Origin of the sequence: Streptococcus sp. HMSC073F11 (assembly GCF_001810785.1) — a bacterium.
In the GTDB taxonomy this organism is placed as follows: domain Bacteria; phylum Bacillota; class Bacilli; order Lactobacillales; family Streptococcaceae; genus Streptococcus.
The window spans coordinates 304,330-329,963 of sequence record NZ_KV802690.1; the positions used below are offsets into that span (position 1 = coordinate 304,330).

Consider the following 25,634-nt stretch of genomic DNA (forward strand, 5'->3'; position numbering starts at 1 on the left):
TTGGAAGTATCTTTATATCTTCACTTTTCAAGGATAAATCGTCGTATCAAAGCTCATTCATAAGTAGTAAATTAGTAGTAAATTGAGTGGTTTTGACCTTGATAAAGTGTGATAAGTCCAGTTTTTATGCGGATAACTAGATTTTTATGCTATTTTTTCTGGTAAAAATTAGCTTATTTTAGGGAAATGAAATGCTAACGTTATGTAACAATGTTAGTCTTTTATTTCAAAATCTTTGTTTAGTATGAATTTAGCTCTACAGGAAAATAAAAAATGTGATAAAAATTTCAACTACTCTTATCTATAATAAAGCTACCTGTTCTTTGAAAATTGAATTCACTCCGTCTTGATTAGCGTGCCTGTGTAAGTAGGGACTGAGAGTATTTCCCTGTGAAGGGCAACTGGCACAAGACGTGTGTGAGAATTTTCTAACAGACACGGAGTTTATCGTTACCAGACTTAAACGATGCGACAAACTAGATAAAGGAGTTAATCATGAAGGTAGTAAACTTGTATGATTTGAAACAAATGGGAAATAAAGGTGGTTGTACCATCCAATTGATTCATCACTTTCCTTTTGGTATGGGCTTAGGACATCTCAAAAAAGACTACATTGAATTTAAACGTGTTGGTATCTTTGATGGAAAAGCAGTAGAAGTTACTCTTCGAGAACCTTATTCGAGAGATCTACTGCAGGTTGTCAAGTCGATTAAGCAACGTCAGAAATTGATAGCTTATCGTTATAAAGAAGGAAAGCTGCTATTTGTGAAGAAGGAGGCCTCAGATGTCCTCTGAACAACAGGAACGAATGGCAGTTCAATATGCAGAGCGTAGTCTTTTATTTACTGTAAGAAGTCTCTTAAAGATTCTAGAATGGTCTAGACGTCAGGCTTTAGCACAGGATTCCGCCTATAAGATAGGGGTGCAGAAATTAGAAGAATTGCTACAATCTCCTTATTCGATTGACACGATTAATCTGAAAAAAGATTTTTTAGACAAACCAATTGATATAGAGAAATTTAAAGCTTTTTTAGAAAAAGAAGAGATTCCTTTAGCCATCGCTTGGCAAGGGGATTCTCTACATTTCTATACGAAAGACCGTTCGATTCTAGACAATCATTTAGACCATCTGCTAGAAAAAATGGTTAATGATCCGGAGAAATTAGCTGATTTTACTATGGATAAGTCATTAGACGATGCAATTGATGAGGCGAAATCCCAAATTACCTTTAGACAAGAAGGGGCCGTCAAACAGAAAGAGATGGTGAGATGATGTACAGTGGAAAGAAATTCCTACTATTCTCACTGTTAGGCATCTTACTAGGCTATCTTTTTCATCGTTTGACGCTTTTGTATGATTCCTATACTGGAAATAGCTTAAATAAATGGACTCATCTTCTGATGGAGGGTCAAGATGAAGTTCTTCAGTCGCCATGGAATATTTCTTTTACTGGAAAATCAAGTGCTTTTTTTCTACTAGGCTTTGTGATGATGCTGCTGGTTTATCTCTATTTAGAGACTGGAAAAAAACAATACCGAGAAGGGGTAGAATACGGGAGCGCCCGTTTTGGAACTCTAAAAGAAAAGAAGCTCTTTTACGGTAAGGAATTTTCTCATGATACGATCTTAGCACAAGATGTTCGTCTGACATTATTAGATAAAAAACCAGCCCAATATGATAGGAATAAGAATATTGCGGTGATTGGAGGTTCAGGAAGTGGGAAGACATTTCGCTTTGTGAAACCCAATCTGATTCAGATGAATAGTTCTAATATTGTAGTTGATCCTAAAGATCACTTGGCCGAAAAAACAGGCAAACTCTTTTTAGAACATGGCTACCAAGTAAAGGTGTTAGATTTAGTCAATATGAAGAACTCAGATGGCTTCAATCCTTTTCGCTATATAGAGACAGAAAATGATTTGAATCGCATGCTGACGGTTTATTTCAATAACACCAAAGGCTCTGGCTCCCGTAGTGATCCATTTTGGGATGAAGCTTCTATGACTTTGGTACGAGCTTTAGCCTCTTACTTGGTCGATTTCTATAACCCACCTAAAACAAGAGAACAGCTCATAGAAGAAAGTCGTTTAAGTCAAAAGGAATACCAAAACTTGTTGAAACGTCAAAAAAAAGAAGTGGAAGAGCGAAAAAAACGAGGGCGTTATCCAAGTTTTGCTGAAATCTCAAAACTCATTAAACACTTATCCAAGGGTGAAAACCAAGAAAAAAGTGTCTTAGAAATTCTATTTGAAAATTATGCTAAAAAGTATGGAACTGAAAATTTTACCATGCGAAATTGGGCAGATTTTCAAAATTATAAGGATAAGACTCTGGATTCTGTTATAGCTGTAACCACTGCTAAATTTGCCCTCTTCAATATTCAAAGTGTCATGGATTTGACCAAAAGAGATACCCTTGATATGAAGACATGGGGCAAGGAAAAATCAATGGTTTACTTAGTTATCCCAGATAACGATAGTACCTTTCGCTTTCTTTCAGCCCTCTTTTTTTCAACAGTATTTCAAACTCTAACAAGACAAGCAGATATTGATTTTAAGGGGCAATTACCTCTTCATGTGAGAGTCTACTTAGATGAATTCGCAAATATCGGAGAAATCCCAGATTTTGCTGAACAAACCTCAACAGTCCGTTCTCGGAATATGAGTCTCGTTCCTATTCTGCAAAATATTGCTCAACTTCAAGGACTCTATAAAGAAAAAGAAGCTTGGAAAACTATTCTTGGGAACTGTGATAGCTTAGTCTACTTAGGTGGTAATGATGAAGATACTTTTAAATTTATGAGTGGGTTACTCGGTAAACAAACCATTGATGTTCGAAATACTAGTCGTTCCTTTGGCCAAACAGGTTCAGGATCCCTTTCTCATCAAAAGATTGCTCGTGATTTAATGACACCTGATGAAGTCGGAAATATGAAACGGCATGAATGCTTAGTTCGAATTGCCAATATGCCTGTCTTTAAAAGCAAAAAGTACAATTCAACTAAGCATCCAAACTGGAAGTACCTTGCCAATCAAGAAAACGATGAACGGTGGTGGAACTATCAGATCAATCCTTTGAATCAAAGTCAGGAAAATCATCTTGAAGGCCTTAGAATTCGTGATTTAACTTTTGAATCTAGTTTAAAATAAAAATAGAAAAGAGGAAATAGATGATTACGCATTTTAAAGGTTTTGTTTATGGAGTAGACGCAAGTGCTATGTTTGCACAAGCTATGTCTTTGTTACAGAAGGGATTGATTGCGGTTGGTGCCTTTCTCGTTGTTGTTGGGATTGTCAATCTTGCAACCAACATTAAAGACGGTGGACCAGGTGTTCGGAATGCCATTCTTGAAATTGTCGGTGGTGTTATGGTCGGGGCTGCTGGAGCCTTTGTAACCCAGATTTCAATTTAGGAGGATAAACAATGACATGAATCTTAGTTTAGTCTCACCCTTTGTTTACCTTGCATCTGAAAAAATATCAGCTGAAAATTTATTTGAAGGATTTAATGTGGATTTACAATCTACGGTAGATCTGATTAAATCACTATCTAGCTACAATCCAACAGTTTGGACTTATATGTCTAGTATTACTAAAAGTGTCATGCAGCCCCTTGGAGTTGCGATTTTATCAGTTGTTCTCATCTTAGAATTTTCGAAGATGGCAAAGAAAATTGCTAACTCAGGAGGAGCGATGACCTTTGAAGCATTAGCACCGATGTTGATTAGTTATATTATGGTCGCAGTTGTAATTACCAACACTACCGTTATTGTAGAAGCTATCATCGGGATTGCGAGTCACGCCATTGAACAAGTGGCTTCCATTGTGGCTCACGGTGGGTCAAAGTATGATACCATCTCTGGATTAAAAGGGTCAGGATTTATTGGCCGGATGATTGTGGGCTTTTTCGCCCTCCTCATTTGGCTTGTTCGGATAGTAAGTGCAGCCATGGTTAATCTTTTGGTATCTATTCGATTTATTCAACTCTACCTTATGATCCCATTTGCCCCTCTTACGATTCCAACATTTTTAAGTGATGAATGGAAGTCTATTGGTATAGGCTATTTAAAAAATATTATGGTCTATGCGGTACAAGGGGTTCTTATTTTTCTGATTGTTTCTCTTGTTCCTTTGTTTGAATCTGCTGGTAAAATAGCTGTTTCAAATGGTGCAGGAGTCCTGCAATCACTTGCGATTATGTTTGGTAGTTTGGTACAAGCTATCTTACTGATTATTGCCCTCGTTGGTTCTCAACGTACGGCTCGCTCAATCTTAGGTATGTAATTAGATAAAGGCTAGGAAGTGGTTGCTTCTTAGCCTTTTTAGAAAGGAAAGTCATGAATACACGTGTCTTTAAAGACATCTCAAAATACCAACACAGGGCTTGGTTAGGTTTCACCACAAGACAAATCATCTTTGTTATACCAGCCTTTATTGTCACAATTATTGTTTTGGGCTTGAATCTCTTTTTCTGGCAATTTGGAGATTGGTTTGTTTACGGTTTTGTGTTTGCTTTTACCATCCCCCTCTTGCTTTTTGGAGTCTATAAACCCAATGATTTATATTTTGAACATTATTTGAAATACCGTCTTCATTTTGAACTAACGGTTCCCCTACGCACAATTACAGGAAAGAAAGGACTTGAACATGAAAAGAAAATTAAATACATTAAAGAAACAAAAAACTTCAACGACTAATAAAAAGGAAGAAGTTAAAGATAAAAAAGAGGAAGTGTTACCATCAACGGCTAATACTCTTTCCTATCAAGCCTTGTATCAAAATGGTCTGATGCAGGTAAAAGAAGATTATTTTTCACAAAGCTATTTACTTGGTGATGTCAATTACCAGACCGTTGGTTTAGAAGATAAGAGCGCAATCATTGAGAAGTATTCTGATTTGATTAACTCTTTAGATGACCAAACCAACTTCCAATTGACCATTTTTAATAAAAGATTGAATTTAGAAAAATTCAGACACAGTGTTTTGTATGAGGAAAAAGAAGATGGGTACGATAGCTATCGTAAAGAATTGAATCGGATGATGAATCAAAATTTAGATAGTGGTGAAAATAACTTTTCGGCTGTGAAACTGATTAGTTTTGGTAGAAAGGATTCTAATCCCAAACAAGCCTATCGTTCCTTGTCTCAAATAGGCGAATATTTCAAGAGTGGTTTCTCAGAAATTGATGCTCGATTTGGATCCTTGACTGGAGAAGAACGGGTGAACTTGTTGGCAGATATGCTTAGAGGAGAACACCATCTTCCTTTTTCTTATCGTGATTTAACGAGATCTGGCCAGACAACTCGTCACTTCATAGCACCTAATCTCTTGGATTTTAAAAACAAGAATTACCTACAAATCAATGACCGCTTATTACAGATTGTCTATGTGAGAGACTACGGTATGGAATTAGGGGATCAGTTTATCCGAGACCTCATGCAAGGAGATCTGGAATTGATTGTAAGCCTTCATGCTCAAAGTTCGACCAAGGCAGATGCCATGAAGAAACTACGAACAAAGAAAACCTTAATGGAATCCCAAAAGATTGGGGAACAACAAAAACTAGCTCGTACAGGTATCTATTTGGAAAAAGTAGGTCATGTATTAGAAAGCAATATCGATGAAGCTGAGGAACTCTTAAAAACCATGACCGAGACAGGAGATAAACTATTTCAAACGGTCTTCTTGATTGGGGTCTTTGGTCAGGATGAAGAAGAACTCAAACAAGCCCTAGACACTATCCAACAAGTGGCCGGCTCAAATGACCTAATGATTGATAAACTTCCATATATGCAAGAAGCAGCCTTTAATAGCTTGCTGCCATTTGGTTGTGATTTTTTAGAGGGCGTATCACGGAGTTTATTAACATCTAATGTAGCAGTGAACTCACCTTGGACTTCAGTAGATTTACAAGACCGTAGTGGGAAATATTACGGTATCAATCAAATATCAAGTAATATTATTACCATTGATCGCAGCCTATTAAATACACCGTCTGGTTTGATTTTAGGAACATCTGGAGCTGGGAAAGGGATGGCAACCAAGCATGAAATTATCACGACTAAAATCAAGGAATCTGGTGAAAATACTGAAATTATCATCGTGGATCCAGAAGCAGAATACAGTGTCATTGGACGGGCTTTTGGGGGAGAAATGATTGATATTGCGCCCGATTCCCAGACTTATCTCAATGTACTTGACTTGTCTGAGGAAAATATGGATGAGGATCCTGTAAAGGTAAAATCAGAATTTCTTTTATCCTTTATCGGTAAGTTATTGGATAGAAAAATGGACGGAAGAGAAAAATCGATTATCGACCGAGTCACCAGACTCACCTATCAGTCATTTAAAGAGCCTTCTTTGGAAGAATGGGTCTTTGTCTTGAGCCAACAACCAGAAGAAGAAGCGCAGAATTTGGCACTTGATATGGAACTGTATGTCGAAGGTTCTCTTGATATTTTTTCTCATAAGACCAATATTCAGACAGGATCTAATTTCTTAATCTATAATGTTAAAAAGTTAGGAGATGAGCTGAAACAAATTGCTCTTATGGTTGTTTTTGATCAGATATGGAATCGTGTCGTTCGGAATCAAAAATTAGGGAAGAAGACCTGGATTTATTTTGATGAAATGCAGCTTCTCTTATTAGATAAATATGCCAGTGATTTCTTCTTTAAATTGTGGAGTCGTGTCAGAAAATATGGAGCTAGTCCGACTGGGATAACCCAAAATGTCGAAACCTTATTGTTAGATCCAAATGGTAGACGGATTATTGCAAATAGTGAATTTATGATTCTCCTCAAGCAAGCAAAAAATGACCGAGAAGAACTGGTTCAACTCTTAGGCTTGTCAAAAGAACTCGAAAAATACCTTGTCAATCCAGAAAAAGGGGCAGGACTGATAAAAGCTGGTTCAGTTGTCGTACCCTTTAAAAATAAGATTCCTCAAGGTACTCAATTGTTTGATATCATGAGTACAGATCCTGATAAAATGGCTTCTAATTAAGGGGAAGGTAAATGAAGGATAAAAGAGAAATCATACGTGCCCGAAAGGCATTTAGAAGAAGTCTAAAAGATGAGAAGAAATTCTTGAAACAAGGAAAGAAGGAGGTGAAGAAACAGAAAAAAGATTCTGCTGTGCTGGATGAAAAAGCATGGAAAAAAGAGATAAAAGAAAAGCTAGAGGAGATGAGAGAAGCTTCAAAGGCTAGAGTAAAACAAGCAAATGAAGACTACAATCACATCCTTCAAAATACTTCTCCATCTCTTTTGAATCGGAAAGAATTAAGAGACAGACGATTGCCTCATGCTAGGAAACGATTGAAAATAGCCAAGAAGCAATTTAGAGAAGTCAAGGTACAAACAAAAGAAGAAAGAAAAGAGAGTCGTAAAGAAAGAAAAACCAATCCAAAATTTCTCTACGGTCAGGAAACAAAAGTAAAATCCAATTTTTTCTTTCAAGGGAAGAGTGTAGAAGAATTAAAAGCTAAGAAAGAAGTCAAGGCCGCAAAAGAAAATCTAAAATCTACTAAACAAGCCTATAAGTCCAAAAAAGTCAGTAGGAAAGCCAAAACTTTTCTTTATGTTCTTGGACGTGAAGGAGGAGAGTTAGCTTCAGAAAATGAAAATTTAGAAGGCTATCGCACGCTTCAAGAGACTATCAGAAAAGGGAAACGGTACAGTCGCCTTTCTTATAATCTCGGAAAAGCTAGTGTCAAAACAGGACAAGCAACAGGTCGTTTTACCAAGAAAAGACTGACCAACACAAAAGAGCGATACCATCATTTTAAGGATGGAAAAGGATGGAAACTAGCGAAAGATAACCCAAGTTCCTTTAAAAATCGGTTTCGAAAATTAAAGAAACAAGGTCTTACAAGTGTTCGAAATATCTATCAAAAACTAAAAGCAGCCTTTTCCTTCTTTACATTTGCGACTGGGAATCCTGTAACCTGGATAGTTGGAGGAATAGTCTTTCTTCTTTTACTTATAATGAGCTTCTTTTTAGGATTTTCATCTTCTAGTTTGATTCAACAAGATGAATTTGAATTAACAAAAGCTTATACCCACCTAACTTGGGAAGATGCAGAACATACTCGCACAAATGACAAAGGAATTACCTATTACACAAAAGTTGATGATGTGATGGGGTATATGAACTTTAAATTCCATGACTATGAGTTACACAAACCAGTTCACTTATTTAGTACAGAAACTTACAAGGATTATCTATCTACTTTGTGGCATGATTTAAACGATGGGGAAGATTTGAAATCCATGCAAGACCTCTATGAAACTCCTAAGTATAAACTATCGAAAGACGATCAAGAGGAAATGAAGGAACTAAAAGAAGAAGGTGTGTATGCTTCCATGCAGGAATTGGACAATCCATTTGAGGGGAAAAGCAACGAAGATAGTCTAACCATGACTTATCGTTATGGATACTATGATTTAGACGGAAAACCTACCCTTCAGGAGTACATTCTACTAGAAGCAAAGGCTCACCAAACGATTGTCGCACCAATGGATGGAGTTGTATCTCTAGATGGCGACAATGTTATTCTCACTAACGGAAAAGGAGAGAATGAGAGTAGATTGACCTTGTATTCTATTCATAATGGCCGTGCGATTGAGGGGACAAGAGTCCTAACGGGTGATATTATTGGTGAAACACCAGACGATACAGGTTTGAAAGTTTCCTATCAAAAGTATAAGAACAAGAAAGAAAAATTGGTGTATGTCAATCCGCAATTTTATTTTCCAAAGGTCATTCAACTTCAGACCACTATCTTACCTGCCATTGGTCAGTTTGGTGGGGATGAGTTTGAACGTGCAAAACATATTTATGATTTTTTGAAATCTCAAGGGGCAAGTTCCCAAGCCATTGCGGCTATTTTAGGAAATTGGTCGGTAGAATCTTCTATCAATCCAAAACGAGCTGAGGGAGATTATTTATCTCCTCCTGTTGGCGCTACCGATTCCTCATGGGATGATGAAACCTGGTTAGCAATTGGAGGTCCAGCCATTTATAGTGGTGCTTATCCTAATATACTTCATAGAGGTTTGGGGTTAGGGCAATGGACGGATACCGCAGATGGTTCAACACGTCATACAGCCTTGTTAAATTATGCACGCACCCAAAATAAGAAATGGTATGATTTAGACCTCCAACTTGATTTTATGCTTCACGGTGATAGTCCTTACTATCAAAGTTGGTTAAAGGATTTCTTTGGAAATACGGGCAGTGCAGCCAATCTAGCCCAACTCTTCCTTACCTATTGGGAGGGAAATTCTGGTGACAAACTACTGGAAAGACAAACCAGAGCAACGGAATGGTATTACCAAATTGAAAAAGGCTTTAGCCAAACAAATGGAGGACAGGCAAAAAGTGACCCGCAATCCCTTGAAGGTGTTCGTGGAGACTTGTATGATCATTCTGTTCCTGGTGGTGGAGATGGTATGGCCTATGCCTATGGACAATGTACATGGGGTGTTGCGGCTCGTATGAACCAGTTAGGCTTGAAATTAAAAGGAAGTAATGGAGATAAGATTTCAATCATTAATACTATGGGAAATGGTCAGGACTGGGTTGCGACAGCTTCAAGTCTTGGTGGGGAAACTGGCTCTACACCAAGAGCAGGTGCTATTGTTTCTTTTGTGGGAGGAACACATGGAACACCAGCAGACTATGGTCATGTGGCTTTTGTAGAGAAGGTCTATGATGATGGTTCTTTCCTCGTGTCCGAAACTAACTATGGTGGTAACCCTAACTATACCTTTAGAAAAATCTCGCAAGCAGATAGCGCCATTAGTTTTGCCTATACTACGAAATAGAAGAGTTTACACTTGAAATTTTAGCTATTTTCAGGTAAAATAAATAGTGTAGATGAGTGGTCGGCTCATGGTCAATCTGATAGTAATCTTGGACATAAGGGCCAAGCGGTGGCGGACACCAGAACGAAATCCGATAGCAATCTTGGACGTAAGGGCCAAGCGGTGGCAGACACCAGAATAAACCGACTGACTAGGTGGCTTACAGACTCTGTAAACCACCTTTTTTGTGAGGAAAATATGGCAAATTCTAGAGATTATCGTAATCCAAATTACACCGAAAAAATAAAACTTCAGCGTTTTTTTACTCAGTTACAAATTGCGGCTTCTTTTTTTAAAGAGCACTTCGTTGGCAAAATCATGTATTATGAAACTGAAATAGAAAGTGTTGAACTTCATTTTTCACCTACTAATTTCATGCACCTATGTGGTGTTGATTACCGAAAAGGTGCAGGCAGTTTCTTTGACGATTGTTTAAATAGACATGTCATAATTGATGAGTTGAAGATAAAAAAAGATGGAACCACGATGCAAAAGTTACAAGTTTTAGGATCCATTGAGGAGTTATTGGGAAAGCATGTTCATCTAACTGGTTCAGGACGTTATTTGTATTTGGAGTTTGATTATGCTCTACGTACAAGAAAACAGATACTAGCATTAACATTGAAAGAAACATCAAGGAAAATTGTTCCTCAATCTTTATTAGATTTGAAGAGAAAGACAGTATTTCCAAAAGGTCAAAAAGTAATTTCAATTTACTCAAAACATTTACAAACGTCGGAACTTTTTTATTATTCAAAAGATTAGTTTACATATCTTTTGTGGCATAAAATATATTTTTATCATTTTCAGGAGAACGCAGTTTTGGCTCGTTCTCTTTTTTGTTGTGATACTTCTTTCAAGGAATATTTGGTAGGATTGGAGTGAAAAAAGATTAACTAGGAAAGAAGGAAGTATATGGAAGCCATTTATCAACGTGATTCGGATCAAGATGGACTGACTGATGCTCAAGAATTTGCGCTAGGAACCAATCCTCTTAGCGCAGATTCTGATGGTGATGGTCGTTCAGATTTAGTGGAAGTAGAAGAAGGAACCAATCCCTTAGAAAAGGATTTACAAAACATAGATCAAATAAGTATAACTGAACCGTCTTCAGTATTTATGGAAATGAAACAAAAGATTTCAGATATGATGGAGAGTCACTATAAGGAATTTATACAGGCTCTGATTAGTATTGAAACAGGGATTGAAAACCAACAAGACCTAGAAGACTTATATACTTACTACATGAGAACAGATGCCGTTTCTCTTTTGTCTAGTGATTTAGAAACCAGTCCTCAAGAGGTGGAAATGGAGATAGAGTTGTAGGGGAATCATGTGATTCTCCTATTTTCGTATAGATGAAAGGAGCAAGTATGGAAGTAATGCAATTATTGGCTATGTTTCGTGGAACAATTCCAAAAGATAGAGAGAAAATGGCCCTATTTCTTCGTTATCAAGCGCAACATTTTGATGAGAAATGGCAGGATTTGGTAGAGAGTTTTTTGACTGAAGAGGGGAAGATAGAAGAGATACCTCATGTCTATTCGTTTCATCAAGATATTGTTTCTTTTCTAGAGGCCAGTTCTGAAAATAATGACCAAGATCTAGAAAGTTACACAAGAAATTTTGGACAAGTAGGTTTAGATAAATTATCTCAATTAAGTAATTGGGAGAAAAACTTGGTGCTAGAAGTCGCAACCTATAACCTTTCCACTCGATTTTACATCCAATCTGAAAAAGAGAAGCTAACACCATTAAGTGAGCTTGTATTTCATCAGAATCAGGATGTCAATTTAGTCAATGTCTATCGAGTTGCAAATAATCTATCTGACCGCATTAGTAGAGATATAGAGGAGTTTATTCTAATGGTTGATTCCAAAGAACTAAAAAAAGAAGTTCTTGAGATTCATTTTGAAGAAAAAGAAGGAGATGTTCTAGCCTATTTGGGTTCAGAATTGATGGCTACTTTAGATATCGTTACGAATCTTATCCATCATGAAGAAAACTACACACAACTCCCACTGACACAAAAGCTGAAGATTATTACTCATTTTGATGAAGTAAAGGCTATAAGAGAAAAGTCTAAGCAAGTAGAGGAATCCTTATCTCCTTCAAGTGATATTGAACAGGAAACGGAAGAAACTAACTCCTTTTCTAATGTCGATAAAATTGTAGAAGAAGCTTTGAGGGAATATCCAATCGGTTCACAAGTAAGTTATAAAGGACAAGTATTTCAGTTGGTTTCGATTGAAAATGCACAGTTAAATGACTTAGTTCGCCTAGAGCTATTCAATGATTCCAACCAGTTATTTGAAGAGAATCCTATCTTATACTTGAACAGTTTGGAAGAGATTGAACAAGTATTGTCTCATGTAGAACTTGAAAAAGAAGATTCAGATATTGAGATTGAATCACTAAGTGAAAGCCAGGAAATAGATTTGTTTTCCTATCTGGAAGGAGATAATGAAAAGGATAAGGAAACAGAAACGCTTATTGTAGGCATAGAAGAGACGGATGTCCCTGTTCTAGATTTTGTTTTTCCAGATGATTTAGAGGACTTTTATCCTAAGACAAATCGAGAAAAAATTGAAACGAATATCGCCGCAATTGAACTTGTTAAAAGATTAGAAAAAGAGGGACGACAAGCGAATCCAGAAGAACAAGAGCTACTAGCCAAGTATGTCGGCTGGGGCGGTCTTGCCAATGAATTTTTCGATGAACTCAATCCAAAGTATGAAACAGAACGTTTAACTCTTAAGAGTTTAGTAAGTAAATCAGAGTACTCCACTATGAAACAAAGTTCTCTCACAGCCTATTATACAGACCCAATGATTATTCGCCAGATTTGGCAAAAATTACTGGATGATGGTTTTGAGGGAGGAAGGATATTAGATCCTTCTATGGGAACTGGGAACTTCTTTGCGGCGATGCCTAGAAGTATACTAGATAAATCAGAACTCTATGGGGTTGAATTAGACAGTGTGACAGGCGCAATCGCAAAACAACTCCACCCCAATACCCATATTGAAGTGCGAGGATTTGAAGATGTTCCCTATCAAAATAATAGTTTTGATTTAGTCTTAACGAATGTTCCTTTTGGAAATTTTCGCATTGCCGATAAAAACTATGATAAACCTTATATGATTCATGATTACTTTGTCAAACACTCACTTGATTTAGTAAGAGACGGAGGACAAGTGTCGATTATCTCATCTATCGGGACAATGGATAAGCGGACAGATAATGTCTTACAAGAGATTAAAACCAACACTCATTTTTTAGGGGGAGTTCGTTTGCCGGATACGGCTTTTAAAAAGATTGCAGGTACTCGAGTGACCACAGACCTCCTCTTCTTTCAAAAGGATCAAGCAAAGAATCTTAATGAAGATGAGCTTGTCTTTGGTGGCTCTATTCCCTTTGAGGAGGATAAGCGTGTCTGGATCAATCCTTATTTTGATGGGAAATACAATACACAAGTTTTGGGTGAATATGAGATACGTAATTTTAATGGAGGAACTCTCAATGTTAAGGGAGTATCAGAAACATTAGCTACTGAAATAATGAAAGCATTCGAGAATGTGGAAGCACCTAAACAAATTGACAATTCTTTGAAAGCACCTGTTTTTATCAAAGAAGAAGTGGATAATTCTATCCCAAGTCGTATACGTGAGGACTTAGCGCTCTATTCTTTTGGATATGAGGGAAATCAAATTTATTACCGAGATACGCATGGCATTCGGAAAAGTTCAAAAGTAGACGAAATTAGTTATTATGTAGATGAGAAGGGAGATTTTAAAGCTTGGGACAGTTCTTTGTCTGAACATAAAATAGATCGATTCGTGCAACTTCATTTGACAGATGAGGAAGCACTAGATGTATACAAGTCAGAAGAAGCGAGTAAAAGAGGGAAATATAAGGGACTGTTCAAAAAAACTGTCTTTTATGAAAGCCCCTTATCGGATAAGGATATTAGTCGTATTAAGGGCATGGTTGATTTGGGAGAGACCTATCAAGCCTTAATTGAAATTCAACGTCATCCAGATTATAGTCGAACAGATTTTCAGGTATTACTTAGTAAACTCAATCGTGACTATGACCGCTTTGTAAGTCAATTTGGATACTTGAATGCCTCAGTCAATCGAAACTTATTTGATAGTGACGATAAGTATTCTTTACTTGCAAGTTTAGAAGATGAATACATCGATTCTAAAGATCAGAAAGTAAAATATAAAAAATCTTTAGCTTTTGAGAAAGCATTGGTTAGGCCAGAGAGAGTGATTACAAGAGTATCAACGGCTTTAGATGCCTTAAACTCCAGTTTATCGGATGGTAGAGGGGTTGATTTAGACTATATGGTATCAATTTACCCTGAACATAGCCAAGCTGCTATTTTAGATGAGTTAGGTGACCAGGTTTTAATGGATCCAGAAAGCTATTTAAGAGGAGAAAGAAAATATCTTTCTAAGAACCAATTTTTATCAGGAGACATTCTCAACAAGATAGAAGTAGTTCAACTATTAGTGGAGGAAAACAACCAAGAATGTGACTGGTCCCATGCTTTAGATTTGTTAGAATCTGTTCGCCCTCCACGGATTCATCTGGCAGATATTGAGTTTAAAATAGGGTCACGTTGGATTCCTCAATCCGTTTATGGTAAATTTGCCTTTGAATGTTTTACTAATCGTAAATTTGAATTGTCTTCGCCAGATGTTAAACAAGTCATTGAAGTGAATCCTGTTGATGGGCAGGTTCATTTAAGGACATCATTTGCTTATCGCTATCCAAGTGCCAAAGATAGTAGTCTTGGAGTCAGTGGGTCACGTTATGATACAGGAAGAAAGATATTTGAGAATTTACTAAATTCAAACCAACCGACGATTACTATGACTGTTACGGAAGGAGAAAAGAAAAAGACCATCACAGATTTGGAAAAAACATCTGTTCTAAGAGCAAAAGAGCAGTATTTACAAGAGCTCTTTCAAGAATTTGTCTCACGGTATCCAGAAGTCCAACAAGTCATCGAAGAAAGTTATAATCGTCTTTATAATCGAACGGTTAGTCGAGAGTATGATGGTAGCCATCTAGTCATTGATGGCTTGGCACAAAACATCAGTCTTCGTCCTCATCAAGAGAATGCCATTCAAAGAATCGTAGAAGAAAAAAGAGCTTTATTAGCTCATGAGGTAGGTTCAGGAAAGACCTTGACCATGCTTGGTGCTGGGTTTAAATTAAAGGAGTTGGGGATGGTTCATAAGCCCTTGTATGTGGTGCCCTCTAGTTTGTCTGCTCAGTTTGGCCAAGAAATCATGAAATTTTTCCCTACTAAAAAAGTCTTTGTGACCACTAAGAAAGATTTTGTGAAGGCGAGAAGAAAACAATTTGTGTCACGTATCATTACAGGAGATTACGATGCCATTGTCATTGGGGATTCTCAATTTGAAAAAATCCCTGTCAGTAAGGAAAGACAGATGAATTATATCGAGGACAAACTCAATGAACTACGAGAGATTAAAACACATTCTGAAAATAAGTACACCGTTAAAGAAGCAGAGCAATCAATAAGTGGTCTTGAGAGACAATTGGAAGAACTCCAACGCTTTAATCGTGATAGTTTTATTGATTTTGAGAACTTAGGAATTGATTTTCTCTTTGTGGATGAAGCACATCACTTTAAAAATATACGTCCAATTACTGGACTTGGAAATGTAGCAGGGATTACCAATACAACGTCTAAGAAGAATGTGGATATGGAAATGAAGGTTCGACAGATTCAGGAAGAACATGATTTTAAAAACATTGTCTTTGCGACAGGAACACCTGTTTCCAATTCTATTAGTGAGTTATATACTATGATGAACTACATTCAACCAGATATCTTAAAACGCTATCAAGTTGATTATTTTGACTCTTGGGTAGGTGCTTTTGGAGAAATTCAAAACTCTATGGAATTAGCTCCTACAGGGGATAAGTACCAACCTAAGAAACGATTTAAAAAGTTTGTCAATCTACCTGAGTTGATGAAAATCTATAAAGAAACAGCCGACATTCAAACACAAGATATGTTGGATTTACCTGTTCCAGAAGCTCATATTATCCCTATTGAGAGTGAGTTAACTGAAAACCAGAAACTCTATTTAGAAGAATTAGTTATGAGGTCAGATATGGTCAAATGTGGAACAGTTGATCCGAGCCAGGATAACATGTTGAAGATTACGGGTGAGGCGCGGAAACTAGCTATTGATATGCGTTTATTGGACTCTAGTTATAGTCTAGCAGACAATCATAAACTGCTTCAGGTAGTGGATAATGTTGAAAGAATTTATCGTGAGGGAATGGAAAATAAGGCTACTCAGATGATTTTTTCAGATATTGGCACACCTAAGAAAAAAGATAATGGCTTTGATGTTTATTCTGAGATTAAGGCTTTATTAGTTGATAGAGGAATCCCTAGTATGGAAATTGCCTTTGTACATGATGCCAATAGTGATGAAAAGAAGAATAGCTTGTCTCGAAAGGTTAATGCAGGAGAGGTTCGGGTTCTTCTTGCCTCAACTGAAAAAGGAGGAACAGGTTTAAATGTTCAGAGCAAGATGAAAGCAGTTCACCATCTGGATGTACCGTGGAGACCAAGTGACATTCAGCAACGTAATGGACGTATTATCCGACAGGGAAATGAAAACAAGGAAGTGGATATTTACCACTATATTACCAAAGGTTCGTTTGATAATTATCTATGGGCAACTCAGGAGAACAAACTCCGTTATATTAAGCAGATTATGACTTCTAAGGAGCCGATTCGTGCTGCGGAAGATATTGATGAACAGACTATGACAGCTTCTGATTTTAAGGCACTAGCAACAGGTAATCCTTATCTCAAATATAAGATGGAACTAGAGAATGATCTAACTCTATTAGAAAATCAAAGACGCGCCTTTCAACGCAGCAAGGATCACTATCGTCATACAATCTCTTACTGTGAAGAAAATATGCCCATTCTTGAGAAACGATTAAGCAAGTATGAAGGCGACATTCAACAGTCTGAAATGTCGAAAGACCAATCATTTTCTATGACGATAGGTAAACAAGTTTTTGAGCAACGAGCTGAAGCAGGTGAATCCCTACACCGTCTTATCCGTCATAATCAAACTGACAGCAAAGAATTTCGAACCCTAGCAAGTTATCGAGGATTTGACATTAAAATGCTTAGTCTACCAACGAATCAGCCTCTTCCTGAAACCTTCTCTGTTAAGATTGTAGGAGAAAATCAGTATTCTGTCAGTTTGGATTTGTATTCTCCTTTGGGGACAATTCAAAGGCTTCAGCATACGATAGACCACATTAAAGATGACCAAGTGAAAACTCAGAACTTATTGGATGAATTAAAGGATAAATGGACTACTGCTAAGGTAGAAATTGAGAAAAATTTTCCAAAGGAAGAGGATTATCAAACTAAAAAGGCCGAATACGATGTACTCGCGCCATTGATTGAAACAGAAACGGATTTAGATATTATAGATCAGGCCTTACGACAATTCCACGAAAAAGGAAAAGAAAAGCAAGAACAACTTTCTTTTGAATTAGATTAAAAAATAGATATAAATAGCGGACAAGAAAAGAAAAGCGCGGTAGAATAAAGATAGAAAGAAACGAGGTAACGATTATGATGGAAGATACCTATTATCAATTAGAAGAGGCTTTGGTACAGGGATTTCAAACACCCGAAGAATACCAAGCCTACAAGGAGCTAAAGGAACATTATGAGGAAGTGACGGGGGATTACAGCTTTTCCAAACGAGAACTCACTAGTCAATTGGAAATCGGTCTTCAGAATCATCGAGGTGTGGACTTTGAAGAGCATGAAAAAGAGGAGTATTTGGACTTGGTTCAAAAGCTAGAGGAATTTGATTCCTCTCTTGCCACCCATTATCGTCAATTGATTGACTAGAAAGGAGAAAGTCATGAATGATTTACTCCTTATCCCAGTAATTTTTTTAGCAGTAGGAGGAATTCTCATTCTTTTATGGAGACTCTTTCTTATTGCCAGTGGACTTTTCCTTATTGGTTTTGTCAGTTTTCTTATTTTCGTAGAAGTCTATGGAATTTATTTGTTCTTTACTGAACCTAGTTTATATTTTGATGATATCAGACAACATGGTTTAACTAGTTTTACGGCTGTGTACCTTTTCATCAATCTGATGTTGATTCTAGGATTCAGTTGGCGCTTCATCAACTCCATAAATAAGAAAAAAATGTGAACTTTTTAGATTGTCAAAAGACTTTATCTGAATCTAAATTTGGATAAGGTTTTTTATTTGCCTTGATTCTTTCATATACTTCATAGCTAAATTGGAGTAATAATTTATGAAAATCATTATCCTCACTGTTATTACTTGTATTTATGGCTTGTTTATGTCGTTCAATATGAGAAAGAGCTCTTCTCAAATTTTCTTCTTTTAATTTGTTCATATTTATATTATAAACTGAAGACAGCTAATTTTGATATTTTTCTCTGAACTGTACGATTTTGCGCCTGAAATGTAGGAATTACCTTTCGTTGTGATGTGATAAAACTTACAAGTTCTTTTTGTTATTCTTGACCTAGTTTTTATAGAAAGAAGGTCTAAGATGTTAAATAAAGTCAAAACTAAAGCCTTAATTAGTGTTGGAGCAGTAGCTGCAACTAGCTTTATTCTCATGATGGGATATACTGTTGGTCAACATTCTACTGCTAAACAAAGTCGCAAAGAAATCGAATTGGCTGCAGCTAAACTTGTAGAGGATAAACAAGCAGAAGATAAAGCCAGCATTTTGTCATCGAATACTGTAAAAGAATTTTTGACCCAGTACTATACGAAAGAAAAGCTCGGAGAAAATAATACACGTATTCAACCTTATATGACTGAATCGGCTTATTCTCAAGAATTGTCAAGTCAAAATGATGCCATGAACCAAGTGTATAAGGATTATATTTTGGATTATCATTTTGAAAAAGCAGATATCTTTGTCAATCAGACTACGAATCAAGCCATTGCCATGGTCTCTTATAATGTAACCTATGTATCCGATTTAAAGAATGCCAACCAATCAAAGACTAATCAGACAGAAACAAGAACTGTTAAATTGTCCTATTCTAAACTACCTGGTAAGTTATTGGTCAATCAAGTGCAGGTTTGGAAATCTGGGTTAGATGATTTAGATAAGGCCACTCCTAAAACTTTAGAAGAATCATCATCAATACCATCACTGCCAAATACTACGACAAAATGATGATATTGCATGGAAATAGAAGAATGTAAGCAAATTTCAATTCTTGATGTAGCGAGTCGTTTGGGTATCTCTTTTAAACAAGTTTCGAACAGTGTCTATGAGCATTCTGAACACGATTCATTTCGGATTTTTTCAACTACCAATACTTTTAAATGGTTTTCAAGAGATATTCAAGGTGATGTCATTGATTTTGTTCGACTTGTTAAGGGAATTTTCTTTAAAGAAGCTCTAGCCTTTCTTTCTGAAGAACCTTTTCAAAAAGAAGCTGTTCAAGAAAAAAGAGAGAGACCATTTTATTATCCTTTAAAGAGAATAGAAGATTCTAACTGTAGTCTGGCCAGATATTACTTAACAGAATGTAGAGGAATTTCAGAAGAAATCATACAAAAGATGATTCAACAAGGTTTGATAGCACAAGCTAGTTGGAAAACAAATGAAACAGTTGAACATGTTATCGTTTTTAAAAGCTTTGATCATCGTCACAAGCTGCAGGCAGCAAGCTTACAAGGAATTTATAAGAGTCATTCTCTTCCAAGAGAGAGGTTAAAAACGATTCTAAAAGGAAGCCATGGACATGTTGGGATATCCTTTGATATTGGTAAACCTAATAGACTGGTCTTTTGTGAATCGTTCATTGACTTAATGAGCTATTACGAACTTCATCAACAAAGTCTAACTGATGTTCGTTTGGTATCTATGGAGGGATTAAAAAGATCTGTTGTTGCTTATCAAACTTTACGACTGATAGCTGAAGAAAATCAGAAGTTGGAATTTTTAGATACAGTAATACCTTCAAAGTTATTGCCTTTGATTAATACAATTCGTGATACCACTACTTATTTTGATAATCATCCTGATTTATTGACATTGGCAGTAGATTGTGATGATGCTGGAAAAGATTTTTCTGATAAGTTATCTCAATCAGGATTTCCTGTTTTCCTGAATTTTCCTGATAATGAATCAGGGAAAGAAAAAGTAGACTGGAATGATGTCCTTAGAGAAAAGAAATCAGATTTACAATTGATGCTCGAGACTGCAAAAGAGACATTGGGGAATCAACCAGTAAGACAAATCTCTCAATGTTTAGAATTGTGATAACAAAATCAAGATGTTTTAGCTAATATTAAAATGAAGGAGGATCGTATATGACCATAATCGAACGCTTAGAAGAAAAGGTCACTAGGCAAGAAAGCAAGGTAGCAAGAGAGACAGAAAAACTCGCTGCTTACAAAGAACAACTGGAGACAGCGATGTTTGCGACGTTCAAAAGGCGTCAAAGCATCAGTCACATGAGTTTTGAAGAAGCTCTTGACCATGCCTTTGGTAAAGAAAGACAATTCGATGATTCTGAATTTAGAAAGGATGAAATGAGTGAATGACAAAAGATTGGAATTTTAATCAACCATTAGAAAGTAAGTCAGAAAATCAAGGGGATTCAGATAAAATTGCGGCCTTATTTGGAAATCATCAAGGAGGTAATGGTGTAAATTATGAAGCAGCTTTTCAAAAGCGAAAACAAGCACCTGTGACGGAATCAAATTCTAGTTCTAAACCCAAAGTTACAGAGGTTAGAACAGGAAAAGAGACAGATATCACTACAAGTTATCAGCAACATCTTAAAAGACTTATTGCGGATAACAATAGCGATATTCAAAGCAGTCAAAAGAAAATTGAAGAGCTACATACGTTGATTGACACAAAGAATAAAGACAATAAGAAATTGCAGTCCATTTATGATGCGATTTCGGAATTACACTAAGCAGTCCTGATAGGCTGCTTTTTTTGAGAGGTTATAGATGTTTACAACATTTTTTAAGAAAAATCACGACAATAGTGATGTATTTAAAAAGCTGATTCATAGACTATCTGATATGTCTGTCCAAGATCTTGAAAAAATAGACCGACTGCTAGATATCATTTTCACTCCAGATCAAGAATCAGAACAACTAAAAACAGAAGCAACTTATAGAGAAGAAACTTTGGACGACACATTAAAGGAAGCTAAGAATCAACTTTATAAGGAACAATTGGAGAAGAATTTAGAGAGGTTTAGGAAAAATAGTCAATAACGCACCAAAATTGGTGCGTTATGCTTTTTTATGCTATAATTGAATTATAAAAATAAAGGAGTTTGCTATGATTGGAAAGAACATAAAATCCTTACGTAAAACACATGACTTAACACAACCCGAATTTGCACGGATTGTAGGTATTTCACGAAATAGTCTGAGTCGTTATGAAAATGGAACGAGTTCAGTCTCTACCGAATTAATAGACATCATTTGTCAGAAGTTTAATGTATCTTATGTCGATATTGTAGGAGAAGATAAAATGCTCAATCCTGTTGAAGATTATGAATTGACTTTAAAAATTGAAATTGTGAAAGAAAGAGGTGCTAATCTATTATCACGACTCTATCGTTATCAAGATAGTCAGGGAATTAGCATTGATGATGAATCTAATCCTTGGATTTTAATGAGTGATGATCTATCTGACTTGATTCATACGAGTATCTATTTAGCAGAAACTTTTGATAAAATAGAGAGATATAGCGGCTATTTGGATGGAATTGAACGTATGTTAGAGATATCTGAAAAACGGATGGTAGCCTGATGGAAATCCAAGATTATACTGATAGTGAATTCAAACTCGCTCTAGAGCGGAATCTTCGCTCACTAACAAGAGGAAAAAAGTCCAGTAAGCAACCTATAGCGATTTTGCTTGGAGGGCAAAGTGGTGCTGGTAAGACTACAATTCATCGTATAAAACAGAAAGAATTTCAAGGAAATATTGTTATCATAGGTGGCGATAGTTTTCGTTCTCAGCACCCACACTATTTAGAACTGCAGCAAGTATATGGTAAAGATAGTGTGGATTATACAAAGGGATTTGCAGGAAAAATGGTAGAGCATCTAGTTGATGAACTCAGCACACAAGGCTATCATTTGCTGATTGAAGGGACTTTGTGTACCACTAAAGTTCCTCGTCAGACTGCTCAATTACTCCGTTCTAAAGGTTACCTAGTTTCTTTAGCTGTAATTGGTACCAAACCAGAGCTTTCTTATCTCAGCACCTTGATTCGTTACGAAGAGCTTTATGTTATAGATCCGACCCAGGCCAGAGCAACACCCAAAGAACACCATGATGGGATTGTAGAGAACTTGGTTGATAACCTAAAGGAGCTCGAAAGCGATAAACTCTTTGAGCAGAGTCAGATTTATCAAAGAGATAGAACTTGTATCTATGATTCTGAAACTGATGAAGGCTCCGCAGTAGAAGTGCTACAAGAGTGTATCTTTGGAAAATGGAGCAAAGTTGAGGAAGAGATGATGCAAATAGAGAAAGATAGATTAAAAAGGCTATATAAAGTTAAGGAGAATGGAAATAGTTTATGAAAGAATATTTTTATAAGTCTGCAAATGTTACCTACTATATGGAAAGTAATGAGTTCTTTAAAAACAGTGAGCAGCTGACTTTGATTGAAGAGGATAAAACTTTTGATATAACTGATTTTAAAAAGTTAATTCAACAAGATTTGAATACTATTCTTCATACAAAATTTGACAATATAGTACTGTTAGCTGGTGCTGGAGCTTCAGTTGTAGTTGAAAACGATGTAATAAATAACGCATTTGGAAAGACTGTAGCAATGATTGCTCAAGATGTTTTTGAACAACTGAATGAACGGAGTGACATATATTCGCTGGTCCAACTATCAAAAATTATTGATTTTGGTAATATCACTAAAAAAATTACTGATGATAATAATGTTGAAATAGAGATTTTAAGTGAAGATTTTAATTTAGAGGACTTTTTATCTAGCTTACAACACTATGCTCCATATGTAAAAAGAGGAAAGGTAAAATATGAAAAGTCGCTCAATACTATTCTTAAAATTATAAAGAAAAATACTGACTATAGCTATGATAGGAATAAGTTAAAACATGGTGCTATTTTAAACATATTGATTAAAAAAATTAAGTCTCCCAATAAGCTTTCAGTAGTTACAACAAATTATGATACTTTATTTGAGGAGGCAGGGGCAAAATTGAATTATATAATATTTGATGGTTTTAATTTTGTTGAAGATCCAAAATTTGAGAGTGATATTTTTGATTGGAATCTTATTAGAGAAGTGCCAATAATGAAAACGAGTGAGTTAGAGTACAGGGACAAAGTGTTTAATCTAATTAAGATTCACGGTTCTCTGACTTGGGAAAGAGGTGAAGATGGAAATATTTATAGGAAAAAGAAAAATGCAATTAATAATATCAATAATACGGTGATGATTTTTCCAAGTTCTGATAAATATGCTCAGAGCTATCAGGAACCATATTTTGAACTGTTTACTAAATTCCAGGAATTATTAAAAAAGCAAAATACACTACTGATTACGACGGGATTTAGCTTTTCGGACAATCATATTTCTAAAATGATTACACAAGCGATCAAAAATAACTCTGGTTTAACGGTAGTAGTTTCTGACTTTAACATCGATCAACAAAACGATAATTGGAAAGAAATAACGCATCTAATGGAAGTACATAATCCAATTGTCTTTTTAAAGGCTACATTAAATGATGGATTAACAGAGTATTTAGGTGATAAATATGCGGATTGAAGATTTTTATGATGAGTTAGATAAGAGTAATTTTTATTTAGGCATGGTGTCGAAAGTATACCGTAGTAATATAGTTATTCAAGTTGAAAATCTTACATTATTAGCTTTTAAAAAGCTAAAGAATATAGCTATAATTCCTAATACAATAAATTATTTTGTAGCTATAGATTCAAATGATGGAATTTACTTTGGAGAATTATTTCAGTCAAAGATACAAAATGGAGTGAATTCTCATGAAATGGTAGCAAAGGGATTTCAAGAAAATGTTTATCCAGAATTAAATATTGATATTTTAGGTTTTATACCAATCGGTGATAAATTTTTCAAGTTACCTGGGACTCATACTGTAGGATTAACTGATAAAGTCTACATAGCAGATAGAAATATAATTGAACATTTCGTATCCTCGATAGAAGTTAAACCAAATTCGGAGAAAAAATTGTCATCCTTTTCAAATCTATCGTTAAATTCTCAAAATTACCCTATTTCTTTTCAGCCTAGAACTTTATTTGACAGACATTTATTAACCATTGGCACAACTAATAGTGGAAAATCAACATCTGCATTGTCGATATTAGATAAATTAATAAGTAATAATATACGTACTTTGATTATTGATCCTACCGGTGAATATAGCTTATCTTTTTCAGAAGATGAAGTTGATAAATACGTTTTAGGAGAAAAAGCGTTTGTTCCTGTATCCGAATTGTCAATGCAGTAATGGTCAATATTATTTGAAACCAATGATGGTACTCAACCTGCTGTTTTAGCAGAAGCAATTAGAGGCTTAAGATATCAATTGAAGCAGGGATTAACAGGACCATATGTAAAAATTGGTAAGTCAGTAAACGTTGTAGAAAGAGAATTAAATCAGCTAACATCTAATGATAAAGATTTCGATTTATCACTTTTAAGTGAGCAGATAGCTAATGAAACTACTCAACAAACAAATTCTGGTGTGTATAAGGCAGATGCATTTAATTTTGGTATAAATCAATATCTGATACAAAAGGTAAATTATAAATTAGCTAATACAAATTTTAAAACATTCTTTAGTTCTCAAAAAGAGAACTTATTAGATATTATAAAAAACTTTGCAACCACATCAAAAAAATCTCTTTATATAGATGCATCAAGGATTGGTACTACAGATGGTATTGGTGGGATGATAATTGATTTGGTAACAAATTTTTTATTAAACATCCCCAAAAATGAGATCAATTCATTCGTAATTTTTATTGATGAGGTACACCGATATACAAAATCTAATAACATAGGAGAGACATCATTTTATACGGGGCTAACAGGAATTGCAAGAGAAGGTCGTAAAAAAGGTATATTTCTTTTTTTAACGACACAGAATCCTAATGATGTTGATAAAATTCTATTAGGTCAAATTGGTACGTTACTTATTCACCGTTTAACAGCTATTGATGAGATTAGAGCAATTAGTAATCATTTATCTGAGCAGCAGATTGCACAAGTCAGGAAATTGAATACTGGTGAAGCAGTATTAACTAGTATAAATTTACTCAAAGATTTATATCTTGAGATTGAAAAATGTGATAGAGTACATATGAATGATACTCCAAGTCTATGGCAAGATTGAAAATCTAGTTGGAGAGTTATATCTTTTGATTTTGTTACATCTTCATTTCTGAGAGCTCAGGCTCTCTTTTTTTCCCCTCATTTTTCATGTTGTGATACCTTTTCCAAATCATCCTTGTTATCCTAATACTATTCCTAAGAAAATCAATTTTTGATTTTCTATGGGGGTTTGGGGGCGAAGTCACCAAGTTATCTTATCGTTGGCTGTCAAAACTAGAAGGTTTTGATAGGCTGGCGATATGATTTTTGGGATATTGTGGACACAATAT

25 protein-coding genes are annotated in these 25,634 nt (G+C 35.7%); 23 read left to right on the top strand and 2 right to left on the bottom strand.

Going from position 1 to position 25,634, the window contains the following annotated elements; genetic code table 11:
• Nucleotides 1-495: 495 nt before the first annotated feature.
• From HMPREF2764_RS03135 to HMPREF2764_RS03170, 8 genes are read left to right on the top strand one after another with little or no spacing between them, the layout of a single operon-like run.
• Nucleotides 496-795: a hypothetical protein gene (locus HMPREF2764_RS03135; RefSeq protein ID WP_000869753.1), complete on the top strand. Its 300-nt coding sequence runs from the start codon at nt 496-498 to the stop codon at nt 793-795.
• The gene (locus HMPREF2764_RS03140; RefSeq protein WP_000093687.1) at nt 785-1,273 is read left to right on the top strand and encodes a hypothetical protein; all 489 of its coding nucleotides are present in this window, start codon (nt 785-787) and stop codon (nt 1,271-1,273) included. Before HMPREF2764_RS03135 ends, HMPREF2764_RS03140 begins: the two co-directional genes overlap by 11 nt.
• Entirely contained in the window at nt 1,273-3,150 is a 1,878-nt protein-coding gene (locus tag HMPREF2764_RS03145; RefSeq protein ID WP_025170820.1) for a VirD4-like conjugal transfer protein, CD1115 family, read from the top strand. The genes HMPREF2764_RS03140 and HMPREF2764_RS03145 overlap by 1 nt, the downstream gene beginning before the upstream one ends.
• A gap of 20 nt (nt 3,151-3,170) precedes the next feature.
• On the top strand, nt 3,171-3,413 hold the full coding sequence (locus HMPREF2764_RS03150) for a hypothetical protein (RefSeq protein WP_000627865.1): 243 nt from the start codon (nt 3,171-3,173) through the stop codon (nt 3,411-3,413).
• A 16-nt stretch (nt 3,414-3,429) separates the two neighbouring features.
• The gene (locus HMPREF2764_RS03155) at nt 3,430-4,284 is read left to right on the top strand and encodes a VirB6/TrbL-like conjugal transfer protein, CD1112 family (RefSeq protein WP_033585696.1); all 855 of its coding nucleotides are present in this window, start codon (nt 3,430-3,432) and stop codon (nt 4,282-4,284) included.
• A 53-nt stretch (nt 4,285-4,337) separates the two neighbouring features.
• On the top strand, nt 4,338-4,697 hold the full coding sequence (locus HMPREF2764_RS03160; protein ID WP_001097584.1) for a PrgI family protein: 360 nt from the start codon (nt 4,338-4,340) through the stop codon (nt 4,695-4,697).
• Entirely contained in the window at nt 4,648-7,005 is a 2,358-nt protein-coding gene (locus tag HMPREF2764_RS03165; protein ID WP_000823786.1) for a VirB4-like conjugal transfer ATPase, CD1110 family, read from the top strand. The genes HMPREF2764_RS03160 and HMPREF2764_RS03165 overlap by 50 nt, the downstream gene beginning before the upstream one ends.
• Before the next feature lie 11 nt (nt 7,006-7,016).
• Nucleotides 7,017-9,830, top strand: a complete 2,814-nt coding sequence (locus tag HMPREF2764_RS03170; RefSeq protein ID WP_070496550.1) for a phage tail tip lysozyme — start codon at nt 7,017-7,019, stop codon at nt 9,828-9,830.
• 30 nt (nt 9,831-9,860) lie between these two features.
• On the opposite strand, the gene HMPREF2764_RS10125 is transcribed toward HMPREF2764_RS03170, so the two are convergent.
• Entirely contained in the window at nt 9,861-10,049 is a 189-nt protein-coding gene (locus HMPREF2764_RS10125; protein WP_071788347.1) for a hypothetical protein, read from the bottom strand.
• A gap of 18 nt (nt 10,050-10,067) precedes the next feature.
• Between HMPREF2764_RS10125 and HMPREF2764_RS03175 the strand changes: the two genes are divergently transcribed.
• From HMPREF2764_RS03175 to HMPREF2764_RS03195, 5 genes are all read left to right on the top strand, one after another.
• Nucleotides 10,068-10,634: a PBECR4 domain-containing protein gene (locus HMPREF2764_RS03175; protein WP_000013901.1), complete on the top strand. Its 567-nt coding sequence runs from the start codon at nt 10,068-10,070 to the stop codon at nt 10,632-10,634.
• A 150-nt stretch (nt 10,635-10,784) separates the two neighbouring features.
• Nucleotides 10,785-11,195, top strand: a complete 411-nt coding sequence (locus tag HMPREF2764_RS03180) for a thrombospondin type 3 repeat-containing protein (protein WP_000387505.1) — start codon at nt 10,785-10,787, stop codon at nt 11,193-11,195.
• A 47-nt stretch (nt 11,196-11,242) separates the two neighbouring features.
• Nucleotides 11,243-17,455, top strand: coding sequence for a DEAD/DEAH box helicase family protein (locus tag HMPREF2764_RS03185; RefSeq protein WP_186821155.1), 6,213 nt, complete (start codon nt 11,243-11,245; stop codon nt 17,453-17,455).
• A gap of 74 nt (nt 17,456-17,529) precedes the next feature.
• Nucleotides 17,530-17,814, top strand: coding sequence for a DUF5962 family protein (locus HMPREF2764_RS03190; RefSeq protein ID WP_049498259.1), 285 nt, complete (start codon nt 17,530-17,532; stop codon nt 17,812-17,814).
• A gap of 13 nt (nt 17,815-17,827) precedes the next feature.
• The gene (locus HMPREF2764_RS03195) at nt 17,828-18,124 is read left to right on the top strand and encodes a DUF5966 family protein (protein ID WP_070496553.1); all 297 of its coding nucleotides are present in this window, start codon (nt 17,828-17,830) and stop codon (nt 18,122-18,124) included.
• Nucleotides 18,125-18,137: 13 nt separating this feature from the next.
• Here the strand turns inward: HMPREF2764_RS03195 and HMPREF2764_RS03200 are convergent, their stop codons facing one another.
• Nucleotides 18,138-18,335, bottom strand: a complete 198-nt coding sequence (locus HMPREF2764_RS03200) for a hypothetical protein (protein WP_004249782.1) — start codon at nt 18,333-18,335, stop codon at nt 18,138-18,140.
• 159 nt (nt 18,336-18,494) lie between these two features.
• Between HMPREF2764_RS03200 and HMPREF2764_RS03205 the strand changes: the two genes are divergently transcribed.
• The 10 genes from HMPREF2764_RS03205 to HMPREF2764_RS10365 all read left to right on the top strand — a co-directional run bounded on the left by HMPREF2764_RS03205 (nt 18,495) and on the right by HMPREF2764_RS10365 (nt 25,366).
• Entirely contained in the window at nt 18,495-19,136 is a 642-nt protein-coding gene (locus HMPREF2764_RS03205; protein WP_070496555.1) for a peptidylprolyl isomerase, read from the top strand.
• Between the two features lie 9 nt (nt 19,137-19,145).
• Nucleotides 19,146-20,231 (top strand): toprim domain-containing protein, encoded by a 1,086-nt coding sequence (locus tag HMPREF2764_RS03210; RefSeq protein ID WP_070496557.1) that lies wholly within the window; start codon nt 19,146-19,148, stop codon nt 20,229-20,231.
• Between the two features lie 50 nt (nt 20,232-20,281).
• Entirely contained in the window at nt 20,282-20,515 is a 234-nt protein-coding gene (locus tag HMPREF2764_RS03215; protein ID WP_000152419.1) for a DUF5965 family protein, read from the top strand.
• Entirely contained in the window at nt 20,512-20,895 is a 384-nt protein-coding gene (locus HMPREF2764_RS03220; protein WP_070496561.1) for a DUF5945 family protein, read from the top strand. The genes HMPREF2764_RS03215 and HMPREF2764_RS03220 overlap by 4 nt, the downstream gene beginning before the upstream one ends.
• A gap of 37 nt (nt 20,896-20,932) precedes the next feature.
• Nucleotides 20,933-21,205, top strand: coding sequence for a hypothetical protein (locus HMPREF2764_RS03225; RefSeq protein WP_070496563.1), 273 nt, complete (start codon nt 20,933-20,935; stop codon nt 21,203-21,205).
• A gap of 67 nt (nt 21,206-21,272) precedes the next feature.
• The gene (pezA, locus tag HMPREF2764_RS03230) at nt 21,273-21,749 is read left to right on the top strand and encodes a type II toxin-antitoxin system antitoxin PezA (protein WP_070496564.1); all 477 of its coding nucleotides are present in this window, start codon (nt 21,273-21,275) and stop codon (nt 21,747-21,749) included.
• Complete coding sequence (gene pezT / locus HMPREF2764_RS03235; RefSeq protein WP_070496566.1) at nt 21,749-22,531, top strand: type II toxin-antitoxin system toxin PezT; 783 nt, start codon at nt 21,749-21,751, stop codon at nt 22,529-22,531. Before pezA ends, pezT begins: the two co-directional genes overlap by 1 nt.
• Nucleotides 22,528-23,757: an SIR2 family protein gene (locus HMPREF2764_RS03240; protein ID WP_070496569.1), complete on the top strand. Its 1,230-nt coding sequence runs from the start codon at nt 22,528-22,530 to the stop codon at nt 23,755-23,757. Before pezT ends, HMPREF2764_RS03240 begins: the two co-directional genes overlap by 4 nt.
• Nucleotides 23,747-24,478: a helicase HerA domain-containing protein gene (locus HMPREF2764_RS10360; protein ID WP_315940703.1), complete on the top strand. Its 732-nt coding sequence runs from the start codon at nt 23,747-23,749 to the stop codon at nt 24,476-24,478. Before HMPREF2764_RS03240 ends, HMPREF2764_RS10360 begins: the two co-directional genes overlap by 11 nt.
• 78 nt (nt 24,479-24,556) lie before the next feature.
• A complete protein-coding gene (locus HMPREF2764_RS10365) occupies nt 24,557-25,366 on the top strand; it encodes an ATP-binding protein (protein WP_315940704.1) in 810 nt (269 codons plus the stop codon).
• Nucleotides 25,367-25,634: the final 268 nt, after the last annotated feature.